Raw genomic sequence first — 22,977 nt, 5'->3', positions numbered from 1 at the left:
GAAGGAACGCAGTGAACACACCTGACGACGACGTCCCGGCGCTGTCCGAGGATTTCGCGATCCGTCTGGACCTCCGGCCCGGCTGGGTCGACCTGACGCTGCACGAGGTCTCGAAGGCGGAGGCGAAGGCGCTGGCCATCAGGACCGTGAACGAGCTCAATCCGCTCTCCCTGGAGATCGAGAAGAGCGCGGTCTTCGACGACATGGCCGAGCGGGCGCTGAACCTCAACGAGGACGCTCCGGGCCTCGCGGCGGCGTACTACTCGGAGAGCGGCGAGGGCCTGATCAACCTGGTCATCGATTCGTACGGCGACGAGGGCGTCCCGCGCCCGTCGGCGGACGAGGTCCTCCCCATGCTCCTGGACTGGGAGAACGGCGACGTCGTGGGGGAGCCGGAGGTCACCCGCCTTGAGCTGCCGGCCGGACCCGCGCTGCGGGTCCAGGCGACGCTGAAGATCAAGCGGATGTTCGGTCTGGGCCGCCGGGTCACGGAGTTCATCCGGTACGCGGTGTTCCCGCCCGGAATGAAGAGCCTCGTGGTGGTGACGGCGACGTGGGAGCAGATCCAGCTGACGGAGGAGATCGCGCAGCTGGTGGACGAGACCGTGCCGACGCTGAGACTGGACCTGGTGGACGAGGACGGAAACGACATCGCCCCGCACCGGACCCCGAACAACCCCGAGTGAATTCGAGACCCATATGAAGAACGCCGGAGAATTCACGTCGCCGCCCTCCGACTACAACGTCATCGTCCCGGACGGCTGGTTCCAGCTGCCGCTGAATCCCGAGGACCGCGACCGGGGCATCATCGCCCTCGCGGAGCAGCAGTTCCGGGGTGTGGACAACGCGCCGCACATCAAGAAGCAGTTCATGCGGGAGCTGCAGCGCAAGGCGAAGGACGCGTACAACGTCGGCGGCACGGAGCTCTACATCTCCACGCTGACCCTGGGCCCCGTCCCCCTCTCCTCCTCCCTCCTCATCAGCATCCCCGGCCCCGACGAGTGGCCGAGGATCTCGGACGCGGAGGAGCTGGCGGAGCACTTGGCGGACAAGGCCAAGGCCGAGGGCTCCGGCGGCCAGGTGAGCGTGGTCACCCTGGAGGCGGCGGGCCGGGCGGCCCGCCAGCGCCGCAGGGAGGCCCCGGACCCGGCGACCCAGCTGGGCAACGAGCTCCCGAGCACACTCGTGACGTACTACGTCCCGATCCCCGCGACCAAGAGCTGGCTGCTCCTGAACTTCTCGACGCCGATGGATCCGCTGGCGGACAAGATGGTGGAGCTGTTCGACGTGGTGGCGGGGACTCTGCACTGGTCCTGAGGCGACGAGTGCGTGAGGAGAACGAGAAACGATGACGGGACCTGAGAAGACCGGGTTCGGCGCGCGGGACGGATTCGGTGTCGCGGCCGTGGTGGCGGTGCTGGCCGCGGGCGTGTTCGTCGTCCTGTGGGTGCAGGGCGCCTGGCGCTGGGCCATTCGGCAGGCCCCGGACCTGATGGTCGACTGGCCCGGTGGACCCTGGCTCTTCGGCGTCATGGCCGGGCTGCTCGCCGTCGCGGGTGTGTACGGCGGCCTGTGGGCGTCGGACAACCTCGCCGGGTCCGGGACTCCCCGCCGGTTGGCCCGCAATACGGCGACGGCCGTGTGCTGGGCCCTCCCCGCGGCCCTGACCCTGTACTTCATCTCGGCGCTCCCGGCCCGCCGGTGCAGCTCGGACGGCCCGACGTGCGACCCCATCGAGGGCGTGGGCCCGGCCGTCATCACGTACGCCGTCACGGCGGCGGCCGCGGGCTTCGCCCTCTACCGCGCCCGTGCGGCCCGCGCGGAACGCCGCCGCGCCGAGCACCAGGCCCGGCTGCGGAAGCTGCGGAAGAAGGGCAAGGGGAAGAGCCGGGCGGCGCGCTGAGGCGGGCCCCGCCCTCATCCGCGTACCACCGCACCGCCGACTTCCCGCACCGTCGACTTCCCGCAGATCAGCGCCACCAGGCTGGCCAGCGACGCGACCTGCTCCGGGTTGAAGCTGTGGCCCACGACCAGGAGGCCCGGTCCGCCGTCCGTGGGGCGGGCGAGGGCTGCGGCCATGCCAAGCCGGGTGACGTAGCGGTCGTCCGCGGCGGCGTCCGGCTCGGGGAAGGTGTCCACCTCGCCGGAGGCGCGGACGCCGGGCTGCGACACCAGGCCGACGCCGCTGCCCATGGCTGCGGGGAAGGACTCGGCGTAGACCTCCTGGCCGTCGAGTTCCGCGCCGAGGTGCCGGGCGAGGACATCGCCCGCATGGCTGTCGGAGCCCACCGGGCTCGCATCGACGACGCCCGCGCAGACCTGCCAGATGACGGACCCGTCCTCCTCGACCGTCTCCAGAGTGATCAGACCGCAGCTGACCAGGCTGCCGCAGCCGACCAGACTGCCGCTGCCGGAGAAGAGCCGCCGGGCCGCGTGGAAGGTGCCGGCGACGGCAGCCTGGATCTCCGGGCGGCGATCGGCGTAGGCCATCGCCACCAACTGCTCGACGCGCACTGCGACGCGTCCCTCGCCGGCCCCGTCCACGAGCAGGTCGAACCAGTCCGTGGGGATGTGGAGGCTCACCTCGCCCAGGGGGGTGTGCAGTTCATGTACGTCAGCGGAGGTCCGGGGCGTCGTGTGGAGGGCGCTCATGGGGCCAAGTGGACTATGGCGAAGTCCGTTTCGGGAGGTGGGAACGGTCGGATTGACGTGCGGCTGACGGGGAATTGACGCTCCGCCGGCGGCGGGGCTTCCTCGCCGCGGTCCTCAGAGGTGGCCGGGCGTCGGCGGAGGGGGAGGGGGAGGGGGAGACGTGGATGGGGCGGGTGTCTGGGACAACTCCCATGCCCGGCGCGCCCGTTCGCGGCGGATGCCGATCGCTGCCGACCAGCTGACGGACGCCGTGAACGCGATGTCCGCGGCCGTGGCCAGACCGAGCCAGAGTGCGACGTCAGGGGCGGTGTTGCTGGGGCCGACCTCGCCCTCGGGGTCGAGGTACAGGCGGATGCGCTCGCCGGTGCCCGCGCCACGGCAGCCGCCCATCGGGCCATCGGCCACCCTCCCGTCGTCGAACCGTACGCGGCAGGAGGTCCGGTCGCCCTGCTGGGAGGTGTCGACGACGACTCCGCCGACCGTACGCCCGCGGTCGTCGAGGATCTTGTCCTGGACGAGGAACAGGCCGAGGAGCACGAGCGCGGCCGTCGCGAAGATGAAGGACGCCATGGGCCACAGCCGTTGGTTCGTCAGTACGGCGATGAACCAGAGCAGGGCCAGGGCGAGGGCGATGCCGGGGAGGACGAGCCAGCGGCTGATGACCGTGGAGATCATGGCGCCCACGACGAAGGCGACGGCCGCGGCCACGGCGTGGAACCGTGCCGGGGGCGTCCCGCGCAGCAGGCGCGCCAGCCAGGCCGGTGGGCGGCGGGTGTCGATGCCGCGGGGTTTGTCCGCGGGATCGTAGGCCCCGAAGTCCTCGTCAGGAGGCTTCACCGTACGCTCCCCTTTCCCTCCGCTGCGGTCACCCTTCCCTCTCCTGCGGTCCCGCCCTCACTGTCGTACCGCCGCACTGTCGACTTCCCGCAGATCAGAGCCACCAGGGCCGCCAACGACACCACCTGCTCGGGGTCGAGGCAGGTGCCGACGACCAGCAGTCCCGATCCGCCCCCCACGGGGCAGGACAGCGCGGCTGCCATGCCCGACTGCGCCATGTACCGGCTGCTCACCGGAGCTCCGCCGGGCGGCGGGAGTTCGGGGAACGTGTCCACCTCGCCCGAAGGGTGGACGCCGGGCTGGGAGACCAGGCCGAACCCCGTGCCCATTTCCGTGGGGAAGGACTCCACGTACACCTGCTTGCCCTCCAGACGCCGTCCGAAGTGGCGGGACAGCACCTCGCCCGCGTTGATGTCGGGATCCAGCGGGCTCACGTCGATGACTCCCGCACAGATCTGCCAGGTGACCGGACCGTCCTCGGCCGTGGCCGGCAGGGTGATCAGACCGCAGGTGATCATGCCGTCGTCGAGGAAGAGGCGGCGGGCCGCGCCGAACGTCTCGGTGACAGCGGCCCGGGTCTCCTGGTCGCGGTGTGCGTAGGCCCGCGCCACCAATTGCTCGATGCGTTCCTGGGCCGCCTCGTCGTCCTGGCCGTCGGCGAGCAGGTCGAGCCAGTCCGTCGGCGCGAAGAGGCTGACCTCGCCGCGCGGAACGGTGAGGTCACGCGGGGCGCCGGCAGGAGGCGAGCTGATGGAACCGGCCGCTGAGGCCGCCGCGAACCCCGTCGGCGTATCCGGCATGGTCGTCACTTCTCCGCCGCTTCCTTGAGTGCCCACGGGTTGAGCGCCTCGGGCCAGACATCCTTGCCGGGGCCTTTCGTCTGGTCCCCGGGGATGGCCTTCTTGCCTATGCCGAGTCCGATCTGTGCCGCGCCGCCCGGACCGAGGCCCACCGAGTTCACGCCCCAGTTGCCCACGAACTGCACGCCCTTGAGCCCGAGTTCGGTCCCGCCCATGACCCGGCCCGGCTGTGTCAGCACCGTCTTGAAGAGCCCGGCGGCAGGCGCGCCCATCCCCTTGAGCCCCTTCATCGCGGCGAAGGCGCCGCCGCCGAAGGCGAGCCCTGCCGCGTCGACGAGCACCGTCGGTGAGGTCAACGCCTTGCCGAAGCTGCCCGTCTCGCCCACCGCCTGGAGATAGTGGGCCACAAGTCCCACTCCCGCGAGGGCCAGGCTGAGCCCCGCGAGCGCCGGGAACGCGAGCGAGAGCAGGCCGATGACGGAGCTGAGGAAGCCCGCCACGTTCCCGATGAACGCGAAGGCCCAGGAGTACTCCTTGAGGAAGTCCTTGATCCCGTCGAGGATCATGTCGTCGAGCTTGTCGATCGCGTCGGCGAAGTCCCCGATGGCCTTCCCGACCCGGTCCCAGAACCCCGGCTCGTTCGGCGCCATGTCCATCGCGTGCTGCAACCGCCCCGCGACGGCTTCCCCCTCCTCCGCATACGCGGACTCCAGCCGCTCGGCCCGCCCCCGGATCTCCTCCAGGTCGGCGTTGGCGGTGTGCGCGGCCTGCTCCTTCTCGCTGCGGTCGGCCTCCTGGCGCTCCCGTTTCGCCTTGTCCTCATGGGAGTTGTCGCGGGCGATGTCCCCGAACCCCGGCTTGGGCGGCAGCCCGTCGAGTGCCTTCTGGGCGGCGCCCGCACGTTCCTTGGCGCGCGCGGCCTCGCCCTCCAGCTGCTCGGCGTACTCCTGCTTCCGCTTCATGTACGCCGCCCAGTCCTCCAGCGCCTGCGCGGCCTGGCGGAAGGAGTCGCGTGCGTCGTTCACCTTGGGCCGGAAGTTGTCGTGGAACTGCTCGCGGAAGGCCTCCGCGGCCTTCCCCTTCCAGTCGCCGCGGCCGGTGCCGTTCAGTACGTGGGCGATGTCCCGCAGGGCGTCGGCGGTGCGCCGCACGATGCCGGCGACGTCGGTGGCGGTCCGCTGGTCGCCGGGGCAGGGGCAGAAGCCGAGCGCGGGGAAGCGGGCATCGGCTGCGGGGTCGGGCCGCAGCCAGGGCGGCTGACCGTCGCTCACGCGGCCTGGCCCTGCCGCTCGGGCTTCTTGCGCAGCTCGTCCGCGATCTGGTCGTCAAGCTCCTCGAAGCTCTTCTTGATCTTCCCGAGGGCCTTCGCGGCGGACTTGGAGAACTTCGCCAACTCCTTGATCCCGTATGACCATTCGTCACCGAAGTCGTCCATGCGCTTGGCGAGCCTGAAGACCCCCATCGACGCGCCGTCGACTTCCTCCATCTCGCGGCACGGCTTCCGCATGACATCGGAGATGTTCCCGATGTCGCGCTGGGTCTGCTCCAGCATGTCGTAGTCGATGTAGAGGTCGCTCATGGGGCAAGTGGACTATGGCGGGGGCGGGTTGAGGGGATCTTCGGCCCGGCCTTGACGGTGGTCTGACGCCGAATTGACGAGGGGCTGACGGGGTGTTGACGGTGTTGAAGGAGCGTTGAAGGGGCGTTGAGGAGCGTTGAAGGAGCGTTGAAGGGGCGTTGAGGGGCGTTGACGGGCCCCGGGATCAGGCCCATCCCGTATAGCGCCCGCTCAGGCGCTCCCAGTCGTAGTTGCCGCGGATGCAGTGCCGCATCATCGACACGTAGGCGATGGTCTGGGGCGAGGCGGTGAGCGCGACCTCGTCCGCCAGGGCCATGAACTTCCGGGTTTCCTCGTCGTGGAGCCGGGCCGCCGCGTCGATTGCTCCTTGGTGCGTCAGCTGGTGGTGCTCGGCCAGCACGGTGGGCAGTGACAGCGACGGGCGGTTCGGCTGCAGAATCTCCTTGGGATAGGAGTAGATGTCGTTGAGCCAACTGCCGATGTTCGCCGCCATGCGGGCCAGCGAGCGCACGGTGCCGGTGATGAACTCCTGCTGTGGCAGGTCGATGTCCGCACCGACTTCCAGAATGTGCCACACCAGCATCAGGGCCGAGTCTTCGGCGCGGAAGAACGTGTAGTCGGACGGCGACGGCTGGCGCCCCGACTCGACGTGGACGGCTTTCCACAGGCTCGCCAGAAAGTAGCCCTGCCATCCGTCGGCCAGGCGGAACCATTGGTTGGCGGTGCACAGGTCGCGCATGAGGAGCTGGAAATCCCGGAAAGCGCGAAGGAGTGGATCACTGGTGGTGAGCGGGGCGTGAGGGTCGTCGACCACCCGGAGGTACTTCGGCACGGCGTCAGCGATCCTGCGTACGGGGTCATCCGTCGTATCGAGGATGAGATCGTCCATGCGGAAGGCGAGCGTGAACCAGATCATCACCGCTTCCAGGCGCTCGCCCTTTCCCTGCGGGCACACCCGTGCGGTGAGATCGGCGAATTGCGCTCGCGTGTATTCGTCGATTTCGGCCTCAGAGGTCAGCAGGTCGCGCTCGTGGAACCAGCGGAGGACGGTCGCGCCCAGCGAATCGACGTGGGGAAGGTTGCGCTCGTCCGCCGGGTCGGGGCAGTAAAGCTGTGGCAGGACCAGGTCACGCACGGGTGCTACAGAAGACATGGTTTCTCCCTCATCGCTTCTCGCCCTTCGTTTCTCCCTGAAGACGGCGGTGCTGTCGGTCACGGATTCGCGGTGCCGGTGAGCCGGAACAGCAGCAGCCGCGTCTCCATGGCGTGGTCGCGCCAGATGCGGAAGAACTTGCCGTGGGTGAGCGCGGACTCGATGAGACGTTCGCGGCTCCAGCCCGTCCGCACGGCGCCTCCGGCAGCGGAGCGATCGCCTCCCACCGCGGAGCAGCGGTCCAGCTCGGCGGTGCTCCAGGCCATGGACTGCACCCAGAACTCGGCCACGCGGTCCGTGACGTCCTCGTTCCGCTCCAGTGCGAAGCCCGCGGCCTCGGCGGCACGGACGTACTCGGTGAGGGTTCCGAGGCTGGTCTTGTAGTAGCCGTCGATGAACTCGACCCAGTCGGGGCGGCGGATGAAATGCTCCTGGATGCCGAACCATCCGCCTGGCTTCAAGGCGCGGGCCACCACCTGGAAGAGACGCTCACGGTCCATGTATCCGGAGGACTCATTGGCGTACGCGGCGTCGTACGCCTGCCGCTCGTCCAGGTGATGGATGTCCCCGTGGACAGCGGTGACCCGGTCGGCGACCTCGGCCTGCCGCGCGAACTGCTCGATGAGCGGCAGATGCTCACGGGCGACGGTGAGGCCGGTGACCTTGGCTCCGTGTTCCTTCGCCCAGTAGAGCGAGCTGCCGCCGACCCCGCAGCCGATGTCGAGAACGGATCGGGGCGGGCCGGCGTAAGCCCCCCAGGAGCGGGCCGCGTGGTCGACGATCGCTTCCTGGGCCGCGACGATGCGGCGTTTGAGGGCGGCCGGGGAAACAGCGGTGCTGGGGGCGGCACCCGGGGCGAACAATCCGACGTGGAAATGAATGCGTGGACCAGGGCCGTATTTGTGCAGGATCGCCGCGGTCTTGCGCGCGTAATACCGGGGCACTTCATGCCGCGCCACTTCATGCCGCGCCACTTCATGCCGCGGCCCTTCATGCCGCGGCCCTTCCCATGGGCCTGCGACCGACAGCGCGGGCGGCGTCCCGTGCAGCTCCGTCATGACGAACTCCTGAATGTGGTGGGTTCCCACGAGAGTTCCCGCGGCCGGGGCGACACCTGACCCGGAGGGATTCGTACCACCCCTGTGAAGGGGGTGGCTCAGTCGTTTGGCAGAGGACCGCCACACGGACGGTTGCGTACGGGTGCGGGGGCGGACACCGGTGATGAGGCTGGCAGCGAACTGTCCGCCTCAAGGTCCTAAGGATGTCCTCGTGAGAATGAAAGTGATCGCGGCGTCGTGTGCGGGTGTGGCGCTGGTGGGTGTGTCCGTGACGGCTTACGCCGATGCCGGGGTGTCGCTGCCGTTGGGTTCCGGTGGCGGGCAGTGCTCGCTGGAGTGGTCCAAACCGGGCATCACGATGGGGTCGTGGAAGCCGGCCGAGGGCATCAGCGGGCCGAGCGCGGCGTTCACGGCGGCCACGGGCACCTTGAACCTGAGCGCCGACCCGACGACGCTGCTCACCCCGGAGGCGCTTGCGGCGGCGACGACGCTGACGACGGAGGCGAACGGCGGTTTCGCCTTCGACAACGGCCGCGGGGTCCTGGTCGAGGTGTCGTCGCCCAACGCGACGCTGCCCGCCGGCACGGTCTCGCTGCTGGTGAAGAGCCCGGCTCACCCGGACGGAGTCCGCATCCCCGCGTTCCAGTACGACACGCCGACGACGTTCACGCCGAAGGTCGATTCGTTGCTGCCGCTGAAGGTGTCGGTCGCCCTCGACGGCATCAAGGCGACGATGACGCCGGAGCTGGCCGCGGAGCTGAACACGACCTTCGGAGCGGAGACGGCGGCCGCCGGCGACACGCTGGGCGTCTGCAAGGCGGACTTCACCGCCGGCTGACCCTCGTCAGGGGTGGCATGCCTGCCGGCCTGCCACCCCGCCCGCGGCCCCCCCCACACGCCCCACGGCCCGGCGGACCGACGGCAGCCGGGCCTGGATCCGGCGGTGAGGGGGAGCGGGCCTCAGCGGTTGATCGACTGGATCTCCTCCACCGTGATGTCCTGCACCGCCTCGATCGTGCCGTTCGGGAGGCCGACCGGGGCCGCCTGGCCCGTGCCCACCCAGCTGATCTCCCAGGTGAGCGTGGCCTTCAGCGGGAACGTGCCGTCGCCGGACGAGCGGCGGTAGGTGATCCCGCAGGGCGGGGTCTCCTTGGACTTGCCCTTGGCGTAGGGCTCACCGATCTTGCCGTCGACGATGGGGCACTGGCCGTCGGCGGGGATGGTGGTGGCGTCCTTCGTGCCGGGGTCCAGCGTGAGGGACTTGGGCTTGGCGGTCGTGGTCGCCTCAAGGTTGAAGCCGGGGACGTTGATGGCCGCCGTCGCCTTGACCTCGTCGAAGGTGGCGTCGTCGAGCCAGGCCCAGGTCGGCAGGTTCACCTTGGTGGTGCCCTCGGGGGCGAGGGTCACCTTGGTGTCGGGAAGCTCCATGTGCTGGTAGGCGAGCGCGGCCAGCATCTCCGGGGTGATGGCCTCTTCGTACTGGGGTGGCGCGGGTTCGCCGTTGTCGACCCAGAAGGGCAGGTCCGTGCAGGACATCCGCTTGAGGGCGTCCGGCTCGTCAGGGTTCTCGACCCCCGCCCAGAACATCCCCTCGCCGTCCTTGTCGACGTTGTAGTCCTTGTAGCCGGGGTTGTCGGTCCAGCCGTAGTCGTCCTCGTAGTGGCGTTGCATCTCATTGATGGCCCTGCCGGGCGTGCCGGTCATGCCTGGGGTGTTCTTGGCGTCCTCGATGTTCTTGGACATCTCCTTCTTGAAGTCCTTGGCACCGAGGTACGGGGCGTACCAGCAGGGCGGCGGGTCCCAGTTGACGTCGGCGGAGGAGACGTTTCCGCTGCCGCCGTTCTTGGTGACGGAGCCCGAGTACTGGACCTGCGCGGCGGCGTAGATGCCGGTCTTGTCGCTGCCGCCGTCCTCCTTCGCGCCGCCCTTGCCGTTGCCGAAGTCCTCGTCGGCGTGGGCGACCCCGCCCGCCAGCAGAGAGCTGACGGCGAGAGACAGCGAGACGCAGACGGTCGCAGCTCGGTTCACCCGCACTGGTCTGCCTTTTCCGTCACGTATACGAGCGAAGCGCGCCACAAGTCGTCCTTCCCCGGGAACTTGGACATGACGATTTTGAAGAAGTCGTACGACGCCGGTCCGGGTTCCCCCTTGCGGACCTTCTCCGACTTCACTTCCTTCGAGTAGAACTTGCTGGAGTCCACGCAGAACGAGACCTCGACCGCGTTGCCGTTCGGGGACTTCCGGGTCTTCTCCTGGAAGTGGCGGCGGGTGCCCGTGGAGGTCAGCCCGGCGTCGACACGTCCCTGGATCTGGGTGTGGGCGTAGCTGAGGCCCTTGTCCGTCGCGTACGTGGAGACGGCCGGGTCCTTGACCGACTGCTCGGCGACTCCCCGGTAGATCGACCGCACGAAGTGCCGGGCGTCGTCCAGCGCCGCCGCCTCGTCCTTGTCCTTCGGCTTGTCCCACTCGAAGACCAGCTTCATGTCCTCGGGCAGCGTCAGGTCCACACCGTCCGGCTTGTCCTCGTCCGGTGCGCCGGACGCGTCGGGGGACTTCTTCGGCTTGTCCGCGCCCTGATCGGCGCCGGCGATCTTGTCGTTGTCCTTGGAATCACCGTCGTCCCCGCTGCCGCATGCGGTCAGAAGCAGGGCTGCGGTCGCGGCGAGCGCGGCGGTGACGGGCATGGTGCGGCGGTTCACAGTCGGCTCCCGGTGGGGCGAGTGGTGTCTCCAACAGGCGGACGTTATCCGTGGGGTTGCCGGTTCCACTAGGGACGATTACCCCTCAAGTCGGTTCATTTCGACGGAATGTCATCTACTCGTGACGCGCGGCGCAAGGAGGGGTGCCCTTGCCGTGGAGGTCTTCCTCGGCCCCGCCCCCGGTCTGCCTAGGGTGGATCGCATGTACATCTCACCCCGCGCACTCGAAGGTGGCCGTCGTCATCGCCTGGTCGTCGGCACGATGTTGTTCCTCGTCATGGCCATGGTGGGGGTCGGGCTCGCAGCCTCTGCCGTGAACGGCGGCGTCGGGGCGCTCGCGCGCTTCGGACTCGCGGCCGGTGCCGTGTCGATGTTCGCCGTTGCCTGGTGGTGCGCCCGGTACTGGTACGCCGCCTTCTGCGAGGGACGGCGTGCGGAGCCGGTGCCGGATCCCAATCCGTGGCCGTGGATGCTGCCTTGGACGGTCGCTGTCGTGGCGCTGTTCGTCACGGGGGCAAGGCAGTTGATGGGCGGGGACGACGCGGGATGGTTCTCGCTGGGGTTCGGGGCGTTTATGACGACGCCGCTGATCGTCGGTGGGGTGGCGGGGCTGTGGGGGCTGGTCTCGGCGAACCAGCGGCGGGGGCAGGGGCAGGGGGCTGGCTCTGCGAATCCGGTACCCGCCGAGCCGCCTCGCCCGCGGCGCGACTGGGGGCCCATCGGCTAGAGCCGTACGGAGCCCTCTTCTGGAACTGGGGGGAGCCTCCCGCAGTCCTGCCCTCTTCAGCCTGGCTCTCTTCAGCCCGGCTCTCTTCAACCCCGCCCCCGTGAAAAGTCCCCCCGACCGACCCGCGCCGCCAGCCCCTCCTCCGTACCCCCGTCCCGCAGCAGCGACCCGTACCCCGTGGCCGCCCACACGCTCTGCTCCGCCGGGATCTCGAAATAGGGGACGGGACGGCCCTCGGGCCCGGTGTCCGTCAGTACCTCCGGGGCCCGGCGCGCCCGCACCGCCTCCGCGCACTCGCCGCACGCCGCGATGTGCAGCTGGTCCCTGCGGCCCAACGGGCGCCACCGGAGACGGAGTTCGGCCCGGCCGTGCAGGGGGTTGAAGAAGCAGAGGGGGAGGGCGGCGGGGGTGGCTGCCTCCAGGGCGTCGCGGCCCTCGGTCACCAGGGCGAGCACCCCGGCCAGGTCGGGCAGACCGCGGGCCGAGTCGAGGACCGTGCCCGCGGCGGCATAGGCGTCAAGGGCGCGCTGCAGCCCGGGAGTTGAGGTGTCGGCCTGCCGGGCAGCCTCGCCGAGCGCCAGGACCTCCGCCTCCGTCTGCCGCCGCAGCGCGGCCTCGTCGGCGATACGGGCCGCCGCGAACACAGCCTGGGGGAAGGTGAAGGGGGCCCGTCCGCGCGCCGACCCCCGCCCCCGTCGGCGTACGAAGAAGAAGAGGCCAACGGCGGCGAGGGCGACCGCGACCGAGACCGCGACGGGCAGCGGCCAGGACGAGCCGCCGCTCTCCTTCGCCTTGTCCGGGCCGCCCGGCAGACTCTCGTCGCCGCCGCCGCCGCTGCCCCCGTCCCCCAGATCCTCCGTAGCCTCCTCGTACGCCTTGGTGCCCTCCCCCTCGTCGATCAGCTCGATCGCCTTCTCCGTCTGCTCGGCGAGCCCCGCGTCCTTCATGGAGTCGAGGAAGCCGACGGTCGCGACGGCATCGGCGGCCTGCTGCTCGCGCCCCGGCCACTCGAAGCCGTTGAGGTTGCCGCTCCACTTGTCGCCGCCAGTGACGAGGATGAGCTCGCGCCGGTCGAGCCGGTCGTGCACGACCTCCGCGAAGGCGTCGGACTCTCCGTCGTACGCATCGCCCTGGACGATCGGCACCAGGGCCACCTTGATGGGCAGCCCGGTCTTCTTGATCTGCGCGACGAGCCGCTTCTGCCGGGCGGGCGGTACGGAGTCGGCGTACGCGGCATCGACGTACACCGGCGACTTGCGCAACGCGTCGGCGATCTTCTCGCCGGGGCTGGGGGCGCCGGGGCTGGGGGCGCCGGGGGCCTGCGCGGCAGCCGGGAGTGCGCTTCCGGTGGCGAGCAGGGCCACAAGGGCGACGGACACGACCGCGGAGGCTCGCTTCAGGTCACTGAACACCGGCGTACTCCCGTACCTGGCGGATGAGTTGAGGGATTCCCTGCCGTATCGCGGGCAGCGGCCCGGACGCCTCCTCGTACGGCACGCGCTCGGCGCGGCGGTCCGCACCCGGCAGCGTCAGCCGCAGCGTGTACGCGAGCCGCGGCTGCGCGCTCACCAGGACCCGGCACTCCGCGCACAGCGGAACGGTCCGCAGCCGCCGGTCCTCCGGCGCGTACAGGGCGTCGCGCCACCCGGTGGCCGGCCCGTGCAGCGGATTGAGCGCGCAGCAGGGCTTGTCGGCGCCGACGAGCGCGCCGCGCCCCGCCCGCGCGAGGACGATGGCGGCGGCGAGGTCGGCGGGCGTGGCGTCGTCGTCGACGTGCCCGTCGGGGTCGCGGTCGGCGAGCAGTGTGGCGGCGTCGAGGCAGTCCCAGACTCGGGCGCGGACCGCGGACTTGAGGGTGTCGGTGTCCGGGGCGAACTCCCGTCCCAGGGCGTCGAGTTCATCGCGCGCGGTACGCCGCAGGAAGTCGAGGGAGGGTGCCGGGGGCGCGCTGAAGGAGACGGTGCCGGAGGAGTCGGTGGCCGTCACGCGTGGCCGGGCCGGCAGCGCGAGACGCAGCAGCCCGAGCCCGGCGGCGACGATGCCGAAGAGAAGCCCGGCGGCGAGCGCCCCGACCAGCAGGCCGGGCCAGAAGTCACCGGAGAAGAGAGGCTGGAGGGCGTTGCTCTCGACGGGCTCGGGTTCGTCGTCCATGCCTAGGGACGAGGTCTCCGGGCTGTCGGTGCGCGGCGCCTTGTCGAGGAAGGTCATGAGCTCGCCGAGCCGCTCGCCGAGCCGGAAGTCGGAGGCGCGGCTGTCGTCGTCATCGCCGTGACGGATGGAGTCGGGCAGGTCGAAGGCGACGAGATTGGCGTCGATGCGGACGTCGTACGTGACGACGTCGATGTCACCGCCGAGCGGATCGGCGACGACGTACACGCCACGCGCGCCCGCGTCCCCGATCCGCTGCCGCACGGCTTCGACGAAGAGCTCGGGTTCGGAGCCGGATTCGTCTTCGGTGAGCTGCGGAACGACGGCGACGAAGACGGGCCCACGCTCGAACTTGCCGATCTCTGCGACGAGTTCACGCCGCTGTCGCTGATCGAGGGGCTGCGGGCTCTCCGGATCGCTGTAGATGGGCCCGTGCCGCTTCAGCCCGTCGGCGACGCGCTCGACACGGCTGCTGAGGTCGGCGGCGGTGGGCGGTGGCGCGGCGTCGGCGGTCTTCTGGTTGAAGAGGACGGCGGCACCGCCGGCGATGACGGCGGCGACGAGCAGGGCGGCGCAGGCTTCGACGCGGGGGGCGGTGAGGAGGCGGCCGCTGCTGTGTGGGATTCCGCCACCGGCAGTGCGGCGCCGCCGCCATCGACGTACGTAGGGACTCACACAAACAATCAGCAGCGGTACGCCGACGACGCCGATCCCGGTGACGAACGACTGATTGTCACGGTCGACGGGATCGATGTGCAGCTGCTCGGCTTCTTCGCCGCTGTCCCCGCCGTACTTCTTCCGGGCGGCCTCGGCCCGCTCGGCGGCCTTCTCGCTCCCTTGCGCGATGACGTCGGCGAACCGCTCGAAGCTGAGCAAGGGGCCCGCGTCGTAAGGGAGTTCGTACAGAGACACGGTGGAGGCGTCATCGGCGGGCGCACGCACTCCGAAGGCGACGGCGTCGGTGACCCCCATGTCATCGACCAGCACATAAAGTCCGTCCCGCCCGAGCCGATCATGCACGGCGGCAAGCAGCCGGTCCCCGCTGCTGCCTTGCGAGGGCAGCACGAGGACGTAGGTGGGCACCCCGGTCCGCTTGGCGAGCCTGGCGAAATCGGGGGCGGTGGAGCGGGGGATGTCGCGGGGGAGCTGGTCGGTGACGTAGACGGGGTTGTCGCGGAGGGCGTTGGCCAGGGCGGCGGGTTGGGTGGGGGCGCGGTCGTCGGCGGAGGCGGCCGGGGCGGCGAGAACGGACGCCAGCAGGAGGAGAAGCGCAAGGAGGGCGCACCTGCGGCGGCCGACACCCGGCGCACGACGACGGCTCCTGTCGCCGCCCCACGCCCGCCCCCACTCGGGCCGCCACCCGTCGCTGCCGCGAACCCCACGCCCGCGCGCGCCCACCACACCCACTGCTTCCATGGTCCCGTCGGCCCCCTCGTCCATTCGGCGCACTTTACTGTCGCGATGGGGGTGGGGCCATGGGGGTGGGGGGGACCCCCGGTGCAGACCTGCTTGATGATTCCGTACGCGGAGGAGGCCGCCAGTTGGGAATCCCACCGTTTGACGGTGCCGGGGCGGGCGAGGTCTGCGACTCTCCCAGCTGACCGGGCCGGTGCCGCACCTGGCCCGCACGCTCCGGACGACGGCAGGCACCGGGCATGTGCTGTGCAGGAGGGCGAGCGTGCTCGCCGAAGACCGACTTGTCTTCAGGATTCCGCAGCGCGGAACGTACGTCGCGCCGCCTGAGGAGGCGGAAACCGGCGCCGAGGATGGCGACGCGAGGTAGGGCCGCGGTCGGCCGCCTCGTACGCTGACACGTCAGACCAGCAAAGGCTAAGGGGACGGGGAGACAACGCATGGCCCGCTACACGGAAGCGCAGACCATCGCCCGCGGCGGATTCAGCATCAAGGTGCCGGAGACGTGGTGGGAGTTCGACGTCCGCCCGGAGTCCCGCGACGCCAGCATCCGGCAGATGATCAACGACCGCGTACGCGAACGCCCCGAGCTGGAGCCGCACCGAGGCACGTTCGAGGCGTTCCTGCGGAAGGCGTCCAAGGAGGCCTGGCAGTCCGGCGCCCTGTACTGCGGCTGTATGGCGGAGAGCTTCGGCGGCGACGTACCGATCACCGGCTCGGTCACGGTCTCCCTGGTCGGCGCCCGCACCTCGAAGGGCGACCTGCTGCCGACTGATCCGGCGGCGATCGTGGCGCAGCTCGGCGTACGCGAGGCCAAGCGCGAGGGCGACACGTACCGCAAGGTGACGACGGTCGACATCCCCGGCGTCGGCCCGGCGGCACGGACGTACGGCATCGAGGACGTCTCGGTCCCCGGCGACGACCGCACGATGCGTGTCGTACTGATGCAGACGTTCATCCCGGTGCCGGGCCAGGAGGGGAAGGTGGCACTGGTGGCGGGAAGCAGCCAGGTCCTGGACCTGGCGGAGTCGTTCTTCGACATCTTCGACGCGGTGACGTCTACGTTCCGCTTTGCCGAGTAGCTAGACCGGAAGGCCGAAACCTGTCGCTCGCCCGCCGTCGGGCCGCCTTCCCACCTCTCGTACGCGACTAGTAACTTCGCTTGTGCGTACGGGGGTTGGTGATTCGGATGCGACGGGGGTTGTGGGATGGCGGGGAATCGTCCGGCGGATTGGCATGTCCTGGACCTGGACAAGGACCCGACTCCGGGCGATCCGGACCGGGTCCGCGGCCTCGCCAAGAACCTGCATGACTTCGCCGACGACGTGTCCAAGGTGCTGCGGGACATCAAGGGGATGGCGGGCGAGGACGCCATCCTGACCTGGGCAGGGAAGACGGCGGAGTCCTTCACCGCCGAGTTCGAGGACGCGCCGGGCAAGTTGAAGAAGCTCAAGAAGAGCTACGACATGGCCGGCGACGCGATGGCGGCCTACTGGCCCGAGCTGGAGCGCGCCCAGGCGCTGGCCGACAAGGCACTGACCAAGGGCCGTGAAGCACAAGGAGACTTGTCCTCCGCCCAGTCCCGTCTCACCTCGGCCGACTCCTGGGTGGATCGGGCGGGCAAGGAAGCCGACAAGTACAAGGACGACGACGACGGCGGCGGTTCGAAGGCGGGCAAGGATGTGCCCAAGCCCGACCCCGACAAGGTCAAGGCCGCCACCCGCAACGCGACGGCCGCCGAGAAGGCCCAGTCCGACGCCAAGTCGGACGTCTCCAACGCGCAGAGCAACCTCGATGCCGCCAAGAAGATGGCGGAAGACGCCCGCAAGATGCGGGAGAACGCCGCCGGGACGGCGAAGAAGAAGCTTGAAGAGGCTTCCGACGCCGGTATCCAGAACCGCAAGTGGTGGGAGGAGGTCGGCGACTGGGTCTCCGACAACTGGGACACCATCGTCGCCGTCTGCAAAGTCGTCGTCGCCGTACTCGGCGTCATCGCCATGATCGTCGGCGGACCCATTCTCGGCGCGATCGTCCTCGTCGCCGCCCTCGTCGTCCTCGCCGACACCCTCCATAAATACGCCAACGGAGAAGCAGGCCTACTCGACGTCGCCTTCGCCGCCCTCGACTGCATCCCCGGCATGAAGGGACTCACCACTCTCGGTGGCCTCGCCAAGGGACTCAAAGGTGGCCTTGCCGCGATAAAGGGCGGAATGAAGGGCCTGGGGGCGGCAGCACGTGGACTCGGTGGTCGAGCCCGCGGGATGCTGAACGATGCCGTAGGCGGCGCGAAGAATATGTTCGAGAGCTCCAAGGACGCCTTTGGACGACTTAAGGACAAGGTCAGCAAAGGTGGCACCGACCCCGTGGATCTGGCCACCGGGAAGATGTTCCTGCCGCAGACGGACATTCTGCTCCCCGGGCTTCTTCCTCTCGGGTTCAAGCGGCGGGCCGAGTCCGGGTATCGCGCGGGCTGGTGGTTCGGACCGTCCTGGTCGTCCACGCTCGACCAGCATGTGGAGGTCGACGAGCTGGGCGTCATCTTCGTGGCCGAGGACGGACAGCTTCTCTCGTATCCCCACCCCACCGCGATCGACGATCCAGTGCTTCCAGAAGCTGGTGCTCCATGGCCGCTGCGTTCTCTTGAGGACGGTGGATACGAGGTCGTCAATCCGCTGACCGGACTGGTCCGTCGATTTGCACCGCCGGTCGACGGGACAGCGGTCATATCCCGGTTCTATGACCGGAACGACAACTCCGTCGAATTCGAGTACGACGCATTCGGCACCCCGCTTGAGATCCGGCACTCGGCGGGATACCGGCTGAAGCCGACCGTCGAGAGCGGCCGGGTCATAGCTCTGGCATTGGTGGAAGCGGGCGAGGGCGGCTCGGACGTGACAGTCCGGCGGTTCGGCTATACGGATGGCAATCTCACGGAGGTCTACAACACCTCGGACCGCCCGTTGCGCTACGAGTACGACGACCGCGCGCGCATCACCGCGTGGGTGGACCGTAACGACAGCCGCTACAGCTATGAGTACGACGCAGCGGACCGCTGTGTCGCGGAAGGCGGAGCGGGCGGCCACTTCGAGCTGGAGATCGACTACGACGGCGAGCATCCGGACTTTCCGGGGATGCGCGTCACCACTGTGACGACGGCGGACGGCGTCTCCAGCCGGCATGTCGTGAACGCGGCCTTCCAGGTCGTCGCCGAGATCGACCCGCTGGGGAACACCACCCGATACGAGTACGACGAGCGTCACCACCTCCTCGTCCAGACGGATGCTTTGGGTCGCGTGACGGCCTTTCTCAACGACGACGCGGGACGTCCTACGCGCATCACGCGGCCGGACGGCAACATGGTCGAGGCGGAGTACAACTCCCTCGGCCTGCTCACCGTGCTGCGCCTCGCGGATGGCTCCGGGATTCGGCAGGGCTTCGACGACTGCGGAAACCGGACGTACGTGACCGACCCGGCGGGTGCGACGACCACGTTCGCCTACGACGACGGCGGCCGGCTGACGTCGATCACGGACCCGGATGGCAACAGCACCGAATTCCTCTGCAATGCGGCCGGACTCCCGATCGAGGTCAGTGACCCGCTCGGCGGGCGGGTGCGGTCGCGACGAGATGCCTTCGGGCGCCTCATCCGCCTGGTGGACGCCGACGGCTCCGTAACCAGGATGTGGTGGACCGCGGAGGGCAGTCCGTCCCGCCGCATCGGGCCTTCGGGAGCCGAAGAAGCCTGGACGTATGACGACGAAGGCAACTGTCTCCTCCACACCGATGAGATGGGCGGCCAGACCCACTACGAGTACACCCACTTCGACCTGCTTGTTGCCCAGACGGGACCAGACGGCGCGCGCCAGGAGTTCGAGCATGACGCGGCGCTGCGGCTCACCAAGGTCATCGGTGCGCAGGGGCTCGCCTGGACCTATGAATACGACGAGGCCGGCCGACTGGCCGCGGAGTCGGACTTCGATGGTCGCCGAGTGGAGTACATCCATGACGCCGCAGGGAGACTCACGGCGCGCGTCAACGCGTCGGGGCAGCGCGTCACTTACGAGCGCGACATGTTGGGACGCATCGCGACGAAGGAAGCCGCCGGACGACGCACGGTCTTCGAGCATGATGCTGTCGGCCGTCTGCTTCGGGCCGAGAACGCGGACACCGCAGTCGAGTTCATGCGTGACGCCCGGGGCAGGACGCTCAAGGAGGTCTCTGGGTCCAGGGTGATGTCGTTCGTCTACGACGCGCTCGGACGTCGCATTCAGCGGATCACTCCCGTCGGAGCCGAGACCAGCTACGCCTACGACTCCGTCGGCCGCCGCACTTCCATGACCACCGCAGGCCGTACGTTCGACTTCACCCATGATGCCGTCGGGCGGGAGACGCTCCGTGTGCTCGACGGTGGTGTGCTGTCCCTCGCGCAGGCCTGGGACGAGTCCGGGCGGCTGGTGGAGCAGTCGCTCACCTCCGCGGACAACTCCCTGGTACAGCACAGGGCCTACAGCTACCGGGCCGACGGCTATCTGACGGGCATCGAGGACCGGGCCGGAGGCCCTCGCCGATTCGACGTGGACGCGGTGGGGCGCGTCACGGCAGTCCAGGCCCAGGGCTGGACGGAGGGCTACGCCTATGACTCCTCGGGCAACCAGACCCATGCGTCATGGCCCGAGGGGCATGCGGCAGGAGATGCGCAAGGAGACCGCGCGTACACGGGAGCCAGTCTCGTGCGGGCGGGACGGGTCCACTACGAGTACGACCGCGACGGACGGATCACCCTCAAGCGCCGAGTGCGGCTGTCCAGGAAGCCTGACATCTGGCGGTATCAGTGGGATGCCGAGGATCGACTCACTGAAGTCACGACGCCGGACGGCACTGTATGGCGATATCGGTACGATCCGTTCGGACGACGCATCGCCAAGCAGCGCCTCGGTGCGGACCCCGACACCGTGGTGGAAGAGACCCGCTTCGCATGGGACGGCGACACGCTCGCCGAACAGACCACGACAGCACCGGGGCTGCCGTCCCCGATCACGCTCACCTGGGACCACCGAGGTCTCCACCCGATTGCTCAGACCGAGCGACGAATCGATGCCCTGACAGCGGAAGAGGTCGACAGTCGCTTCTTCGCGATCGTCACTGATCTCGTCGGCACGCCCGTCGAGATGGTCGACGAGCAGGGAGCCATTGCATGGCGAACACGCTCGACGGTCTGGGGCAGCATCACCTGGAACTCTGATGCCACCGCGTATACCCCATTACGCTTTCCCGGCCAGTATCACGACCCGGAGACCGGTCTCCACTACAACCGGCACCGCCACTACGATCCGGACACCGGCCACTACGTCAGCCCAGACCCTCTTGGACTGACCCCCGCCCCGAACCACCGTGCCTATGTGCACAACCCGCACACCTGGGCCGATCCGCTCGGTCTGGAGGGCGACTGCGGAACGGACATCGCGCTGGGCCTGGAAAGCACCGACGACAATCCGATGGCACTCGCGGAATTCGGCATGGAACGGGGTGCGCTCACTTACCACGACTGGCCAGGCAGCGGATCGTGGCATCAGCAGCTCCGGGGCTATCTTGGAACTGATTCAAATGCGCGGATCCACTTCAACCTTGACGGGATCGACGACCCGGTGGCCTCGGCCAGGGCTGGGGACAGCGTCAATCCCGCCAATGACTTCGAGGGCCTGACCAACTGGGAACTCTCCCAGGCCCGGGACTCCCCTCACGCGTGGGACCGCATCTCTTGGTACCGAGGAGGTCAGACAGTTGCGAACCCCTTCGCCTGACGGCGGCGAGACCGGCGTACTTTTCCGTTCCACCCGCACGTTCCGGATATGGCGCTATGGGGTGGGCCACTCCCAGCTCCTGCTCCGTGCCGCCCCCGGCGGTGACGAACCGACCTGCCTGGACCTGCACTTCGAGGGAGTCGCAGCAGTTCAGCTCGGTACCCGGTATGCCGCCCCTGAGCTGCGGATGGCGACGGACGCAGAGAACGAGGCGCTCCTGAAGCTGTCGCAACTGAACACGAGAGTGCCCCACCTGGCGCTCACACTCCAGACCGCGGAGGGCATCGGCCATGTGCTGTGCAGAAAGGTCAGCGCCTTGCGGGGCGGCGCGGATCGCTTCGGCGGGACCGATGGGAGTGAGGTGCTCTGGAGCCGTCGCGCCAACGCCTAGCGGAACGTGGAGGGGGCGAAGTTGACCAGGCCAGGGAGGACCGGCTCGACCCGTAGTTCAGGGCCGAGCCGGGCTCAGTTCAGGTTCAGCGACGGTTCATGACCCGCTTGATCTTCTTGCCCCCCGCCGACTCGTCCAGCGTCTTCCACAGCTTCGACGAGCTCACCGACGTGTAGACGCCGGGCGCGCCCTGGTCGCCGCAGCCCTCGCCGTAGGAGACGACGCCTATCTGGATGGGGGCCCTGCGGCCGGGGACGTTGCGGAAGATGGGGCCGCCGCTGTCGCCCTGGCAGGAGTCCTTCGTCTCAACTCCCGCGCAGAAGTTGACCTTTGAGTCGTACTCCCCGTAGCTCGTCTTGCATTCCGCGTGCGAGAGGATCGGGACCTTTACCTCGCGGAGGCGGTCAGGGGTGTGGGGGAGTTCCGTGTCCGTGTTTCCCCAGCCCGTGACGGTCGCCTTCTGGCCGGGGCGGATCAGCGCGTCCGTGCCCTGGGTGGGGAGGGCGATCGGGCTGATTCCCTTGACCGGCTTGCTGAGTTGGATGAACGCCACGTCGTAGGCCGAGTTGCCCTTCAGGTAGCGGGGGTGGACCACTACCCCGCCCGTCGCCACGTTGCGGACCTGCCCCTGGCCGGACTTGGACAGAACCGTGCGGCCCACCGCCACCTGGAGCTTCGACGGCTTCAGCGGCTTGCCCGCCTCGTCCACCAGGCAGTGCGCCGCTGTCATCACCGTGTCCGCCGTGACCAGGCTGCCGCCGCAGAACTGGCGGTCCAGCGCGCTGCCGGCGCCCTTGTCCAGGATCGCCGCCATGAAGGGGTAGGCGTCGTTGGAGACTTCGGTGCCGCCGATGATGGCGTGTGCCGGGGTGGCCGTGGCCAGGAGGGTGAGGGACGCGGCTGCCGTCGCCGTCGCCGCCGCCGCGGACTTCATCCGGTTCATCCCGTGCTTCGCGCCGCGGTTCGTCTTGCTTGACTGACTTGAGTGAAAGGAAAGTCTCATGGGGGTTGAATTTCTCTTTCTCGGACTGAGCAGGAAACTGTGGCGCGGTGCGCCGGACTGTGAGAGGGCGTACGGCACGGGTGGGTTCACTTCGGCGATCGAGTTTTGCTGAGACCGCCAATCGGCCGTCCATCAACGGCAGATGGTCCATACCTATTGGCGACGCGAGGGGATATCGGTGAAGTACGTCAAGGCCGACTGGGATCCGGAGTTCCGGGGGTTTCTGGTCGACGCCCTCGATTACGTCGAGTCGCTTCCGGAGCTCCGGCCGCAACTGCCGCCGGGTGCTTGGGAGTACGTATCCGAAGAGGGGCACTACGACTACGCGAGCCCCACGTGCGTGAAGGATCTGGAGCTCGGCAAGATCCAGTTGCCTGTCGCCACCGCCGCCAACACTGCCACCGCCAACGCCGCCACCGCCTCCATCCGATTCCTGCCCAACCTCTGGAAGCACCCCGCCGGGCTACGGATCGAGTACACGGGCGTCACTCACTTCTCCGTCGAGTACCACCACTCGATCGACTGGATCGCCGCCATCGCCGTTCTGCTCGACGAGGTGCGGCCCGCGGGCGGCGCCGGCGAAGGCATCGTGCACGAGATCGAGTTCACCGACGCCACCATCGTGGTGCGATGTGCCGACCTTGTGGCGGTATGGGGTGTTGAGGCATGAGAGGAGGCCGGTCAACTCCGCCGGAATCGGCCCCACCGGAACCGAC

The 22,977-nt window shown here is 69.0% G+C and carries 21 protein-coding genes; 9 read left to right on the top strand and 12 right to left on the bottom strand.

All coding sequences use genetic code 11. The annotated features are described in order from the left end of the window. Positions 1 to 11 precede the first annotated feature (11 nt). From ACIBKX_RS13595 to ACIBKX_RS13585, 3 genes are read left to right on the top strand one after another with little or no spacing between them, the layout of a single operon-like run. Positions 12 to 686: a hypothetical protein gene (locus ACIBKX_RS13595; RefSeq protein ID WP_363276814.1), complete on the top strand. Its 675-nt coding sequence runs from the start codon at positions 12 to 14 to the stop codon at positions 684 to 686. Positions 687 to 699: 13 nt separating this feature from the next. Further along, the gene (locus ACIBKX_RS13590) at positions 700 to 1,317 is read left to right on the top strand and encodes a hypothetical protein (RefSeq protein WP_363276815.1); all 618 of its coding nucleotides are present in this window, start codon (positions 700 to 702) and stop codon (positions 1,315 to 1,317) included. A gap of 31 nt (positions 1,318 to 1,348) precedes the next feature. Next, entirely contained in the window at positions 1,349 to 1,903 is a 555-nt protein-coding gene (locus ACIBKX_RS13585) for a hypothetical protein (RefSeq protein WP_363276816.1), read from the top strand. A 14-nt stretch (positions 1,904 to 1,917) separates the two neighbouring features. Here ACIBKX_RS13585 and ACIBKX_RS13580 read toward each other — a convergent pair whose 3' ends face one another. The 7 genes from ACIBKX_RS13580 to ACIBKX_RS13550 all read right to left on the bottom strand — a co-directional run bounded on the left by ACIBKX_RS13580 (position 1,918) and on the right by ACIBKX_RS13550 (position 8,079). Next, the gene (locus ACIBKX_RS13580) at positions 1,918 to 2,652 is read right to left on the bottom strand and encodes a hypothetical protein (RefSeq protein WP_363276817.1); all 735 of its coding nucleotides are present in this window, start codon (positions 2,650 to 2,652) and stop codon (positions 1,918 to 1,920) included. Between the two features lie 114 nt (positions 2,653 to 2,766). Continuing rightward, positions 2,767 to 3,489, bottom strand: coding sequence for a hypothetical protein (locus ACIBKX_RS13575; protein ID WP_363276818.1), 723 nt, complete (start codon positions 3,487 to 3,489; stop codon positions 2,767 to 2,769). Then, positions 3,486 to 4,298 carry a hypothetical protein gene (locus ACIBKX_RS13570; protein WP_363276819.1) on the bottom strand — a complete coding sequence of 271 codons (813 nt, stop codon included), beginning with the start codon at positions 4,296 to 4,298 and terminating at the stop codon, positions 3,486 to 3,488. Before ACIBKX_RS13570 ends, ACIBKX_RS13575 begins: the two co-directional genes overlap by 4 nt. Then, positions 4,295 to 5,560 (bottom strand): putative T7SS-secreted protein, encoded by a 1,266-nt coding sequence (locus tag ACIBKX_RS13565; protein ID WP_363276820.1) that lies wholly within the window; start codon positions 5,558 to 5,560, stop codon positions 4,295 to 4,297. The genes ACIBKX_RS13570 and ACIBKX_RS13565 overlap by 4 nt, the downstream gene beginning before the upstream one ends. Then, a complete protein-coding gene (locus ACIBKX_RS13560; RefSeq protein WP_363276821.1) occupies positions 5,557 to 5,868 on the bottom strand; it encodes a hypothetical protein in 312 nt (103 codons plus the stop codon). The genes ACIBKX_RS13565 and ACIBKX_RS13560 overlap by 4 nt, the downstream gene beginning before the upstream one ends. A 184-nt stretch (positions 5,869 to 6,052) precedes the next feature. Continuing rightward, positions 6,053 to 7,084 carry a hypothetical protein gene (locus tag ACIBKX_RS13555; protein WP_363276822.1) on the bottom strand — a complete coding sequence of 344 codons (1,032 nt, stop codon included), beginning with the start codon at positions 7,082 to 7,084 and terminating at the stop codon, positions 6,053 to 6,055. Continuing rightward, positions 7,081 to 8,079, bottom strand: a complete 999-nt coding sequence (locus ACIBKX_RS13550; protein WP_363276823.1) for a methyltransferase domain-containing protein — start codon at positions 8,077 to 8,079, stop codon at positions 7,081 to 7,083. Before ACIBKX_RS13550 ends, ACIBKX_RS13555 begins: the two co-directional genes overlap by 4 nt. 211 nt (positions 8,080 to 8,290) lie before the next feature. Here ACIBKX_RS13550 and ACIBKX_RS13545 point away from each other — a divergent pair, with 211 nt between their 5' ends. Then, positions 8,291 to 8,917: a hypothetical protein gene (locus tag ACIBKX_RS13545; RefSeq protein WP_363276824.1), complete on the top strand. Its 627-nt coding sequence runs from the start codon at positions 8,291 to 8,293 to the stop codon at positions 8,915 to 8,917. Between the two features lie 122 nt (positions 8,918 to 9,039). Here ACIBKX_RS13545 and ACIBKX_RS13540 read toward each other — a convergent pair whose 3' ends face one another. Both ACIBKX_RS13540 and ACIBKX_RS13535 read right to left on the bottom strand, forming a co-directional pair. Continuing rightward, complete coding sequence (locus ACIBKX_RS13540; RefSeq protein WP_363276825.1) at positions 9,040 to 10,107, bottom strand: hypothetical protein; 1,068 nt, start codon at positions 10,105 to 10,107, stop codon at positions 9,040 to 9,042. After that, positions 10,104 to 10,778: a hypothetical protein gene (locus ACIBKX_RS13535; RefSeq protein ID WP_363276826.1), complete on the bottom strand. Its 675-nt coding sequence runs from the start codon at positions 10,776 to 10,778 to the stop codon at positions 10,104 to 10,106. Before ACIBKX_RS13535 ends, ACIBKX_RS13540 begins: the two co-directional genes overlap by 4 nt. A gap of 202 nt (positions 10,779 to 10,980) precedes the next feature. On the opposite strand from ACIBKX_RS13535, the gene ACIBKX_RS13530 reads away from it, so the two are divergent. Beyond that, entirely contained in the window at positions 10,981 to 11,505 is a 525-nt protein-coding gene (locus tag ACIBKX_RS13530; protein ID WP_363276827.1) for a hypothetical protein, read from the top strand. A gap of 86 nt (positions 11,506 to 11,591) precedes the next feature. Here the strand turns inward: ACIBKX_RS13530 and ACIBKX_RS13525 are convergent, their stop codons facing one another. Both ACIBKX_RS13525 and ACIBKX_RS13520 read right to left on the bottom strand, forming a co-directional pair. After that, entirely contained in the window at positions 11,592 to 12,917 is a 1,326-nt protein-coding gene (locus ACIBKX_RS13525; protein WP_363276828.1) for a hypothetical protein, read from the bottom strand. Beyond that, on the bottom strand, positions 12,907 to 15,093 hold the full coding sequence (locus ACIBKX_RS13520; protein ID WP_363276829.1) for a hypothetical protein: 2,187 nt from the start codon (positions 15,091 to 15,093) through the stop codon (positions 12,907 to 12,909). The genes ACIBKX_RS13525 and ACIBKX_RS13520 overlap by 11 nt, the downstream gene beginning before the upstream one ends. 413 nt (positions 15,094 to 15,506) lie before the next feature. Between ACIBKX_RS13520 and ACIBKX_RS13515 the strand changes: the two genes are divergently transcribed. The 3 genes from ACIBKX_RS13515 (at position 15,507) to ACIBKX_RS13505 (ending at position 21,258) form a co-directional block, all read left to right on the top strand. After that, complete coding sequence (locus ACIBKX_RS13515) at positions 15,507 to 16,148, top strand: hypothetical protein (protein ID WP_363276830.1); 642 nt, start codon at positions 15,507 to 15,509, stop codon at positions 16,146 to 16,148. A 126-nt stretch (positions 16,149 to 16,274) separates the two neighbouring features. Next, the gene (locus ACIBKX_RS13510) at positions 16,275 to 20,867 is read left to right on the top strand and encodes an RHS repeat-associated core domain-containing protein (RefSeq protein ID WP_363276831.1); all 4,593 of its coding nucleotides are present in this window, start codon (positions 16,275 to 16,277) and stop codon (positions 20,865 to 20,867) included. Between the two features lie 61 nt (positions 20,868 to 20,928). Next, positions 20,929 to 21,258 carry a hypothetical protein gene (locus ACIBKX_RS13505; protein WP_363276832.1) on the top strand — a complete coding sequence of 110 codons (330 nt, stop codon included), beginning with the start codon at positions 20,929 to 20,931 and terminating at the stop codon, positions 21,256 to 21,258. A gap of 85 nt (positions 21,259 to 21,343) precedes the next feature. On the opposite strand, the gene ACIBKX_RS13500 is transcribed toward ACIBKX_RS13505, so the two are convergent. Further along, entirely contained in the window at positions 21,344 to 22,201 is an 858-nt protein-coding gene (locus ACIBKX_RS13500) for a serine protease (protein WP_363276833.1), read from the bottom strand. Positions 22,202 to 22,439: 238 nt separating this feature from the next. Between ACIBKX_RS13500 and ACIBKX_RS13495 the strand changes: the two genes are divergently transcribed. Beyond that, entirely contained in the window at positions 22,440 to 22,931 is a 492-nt protein-coding gene (locus tag ACIBKX_RS13495) for a hypothetical protein (RefSeq protein WP_363276834.1), read from the top strand. The last annotated feature ends 46 nt before the right edge of the window (positions 22,932 to 22,977 follow it).

Source organism: Streptomyces sp. NPDC050658 (assembly GCF_044457025.1).
In the GTDB taxonomy this organism is placed as follows: domain Bacteria; phylum Actinomycetota; class Actinomycetes; order Streptomycetales; family Streptomycetaceae; genus Streptomyces.
Note: the sequence above shows the minus strand (reverse complement) of the source record. Positions and strands in the feature narration are given on the sequence as shown.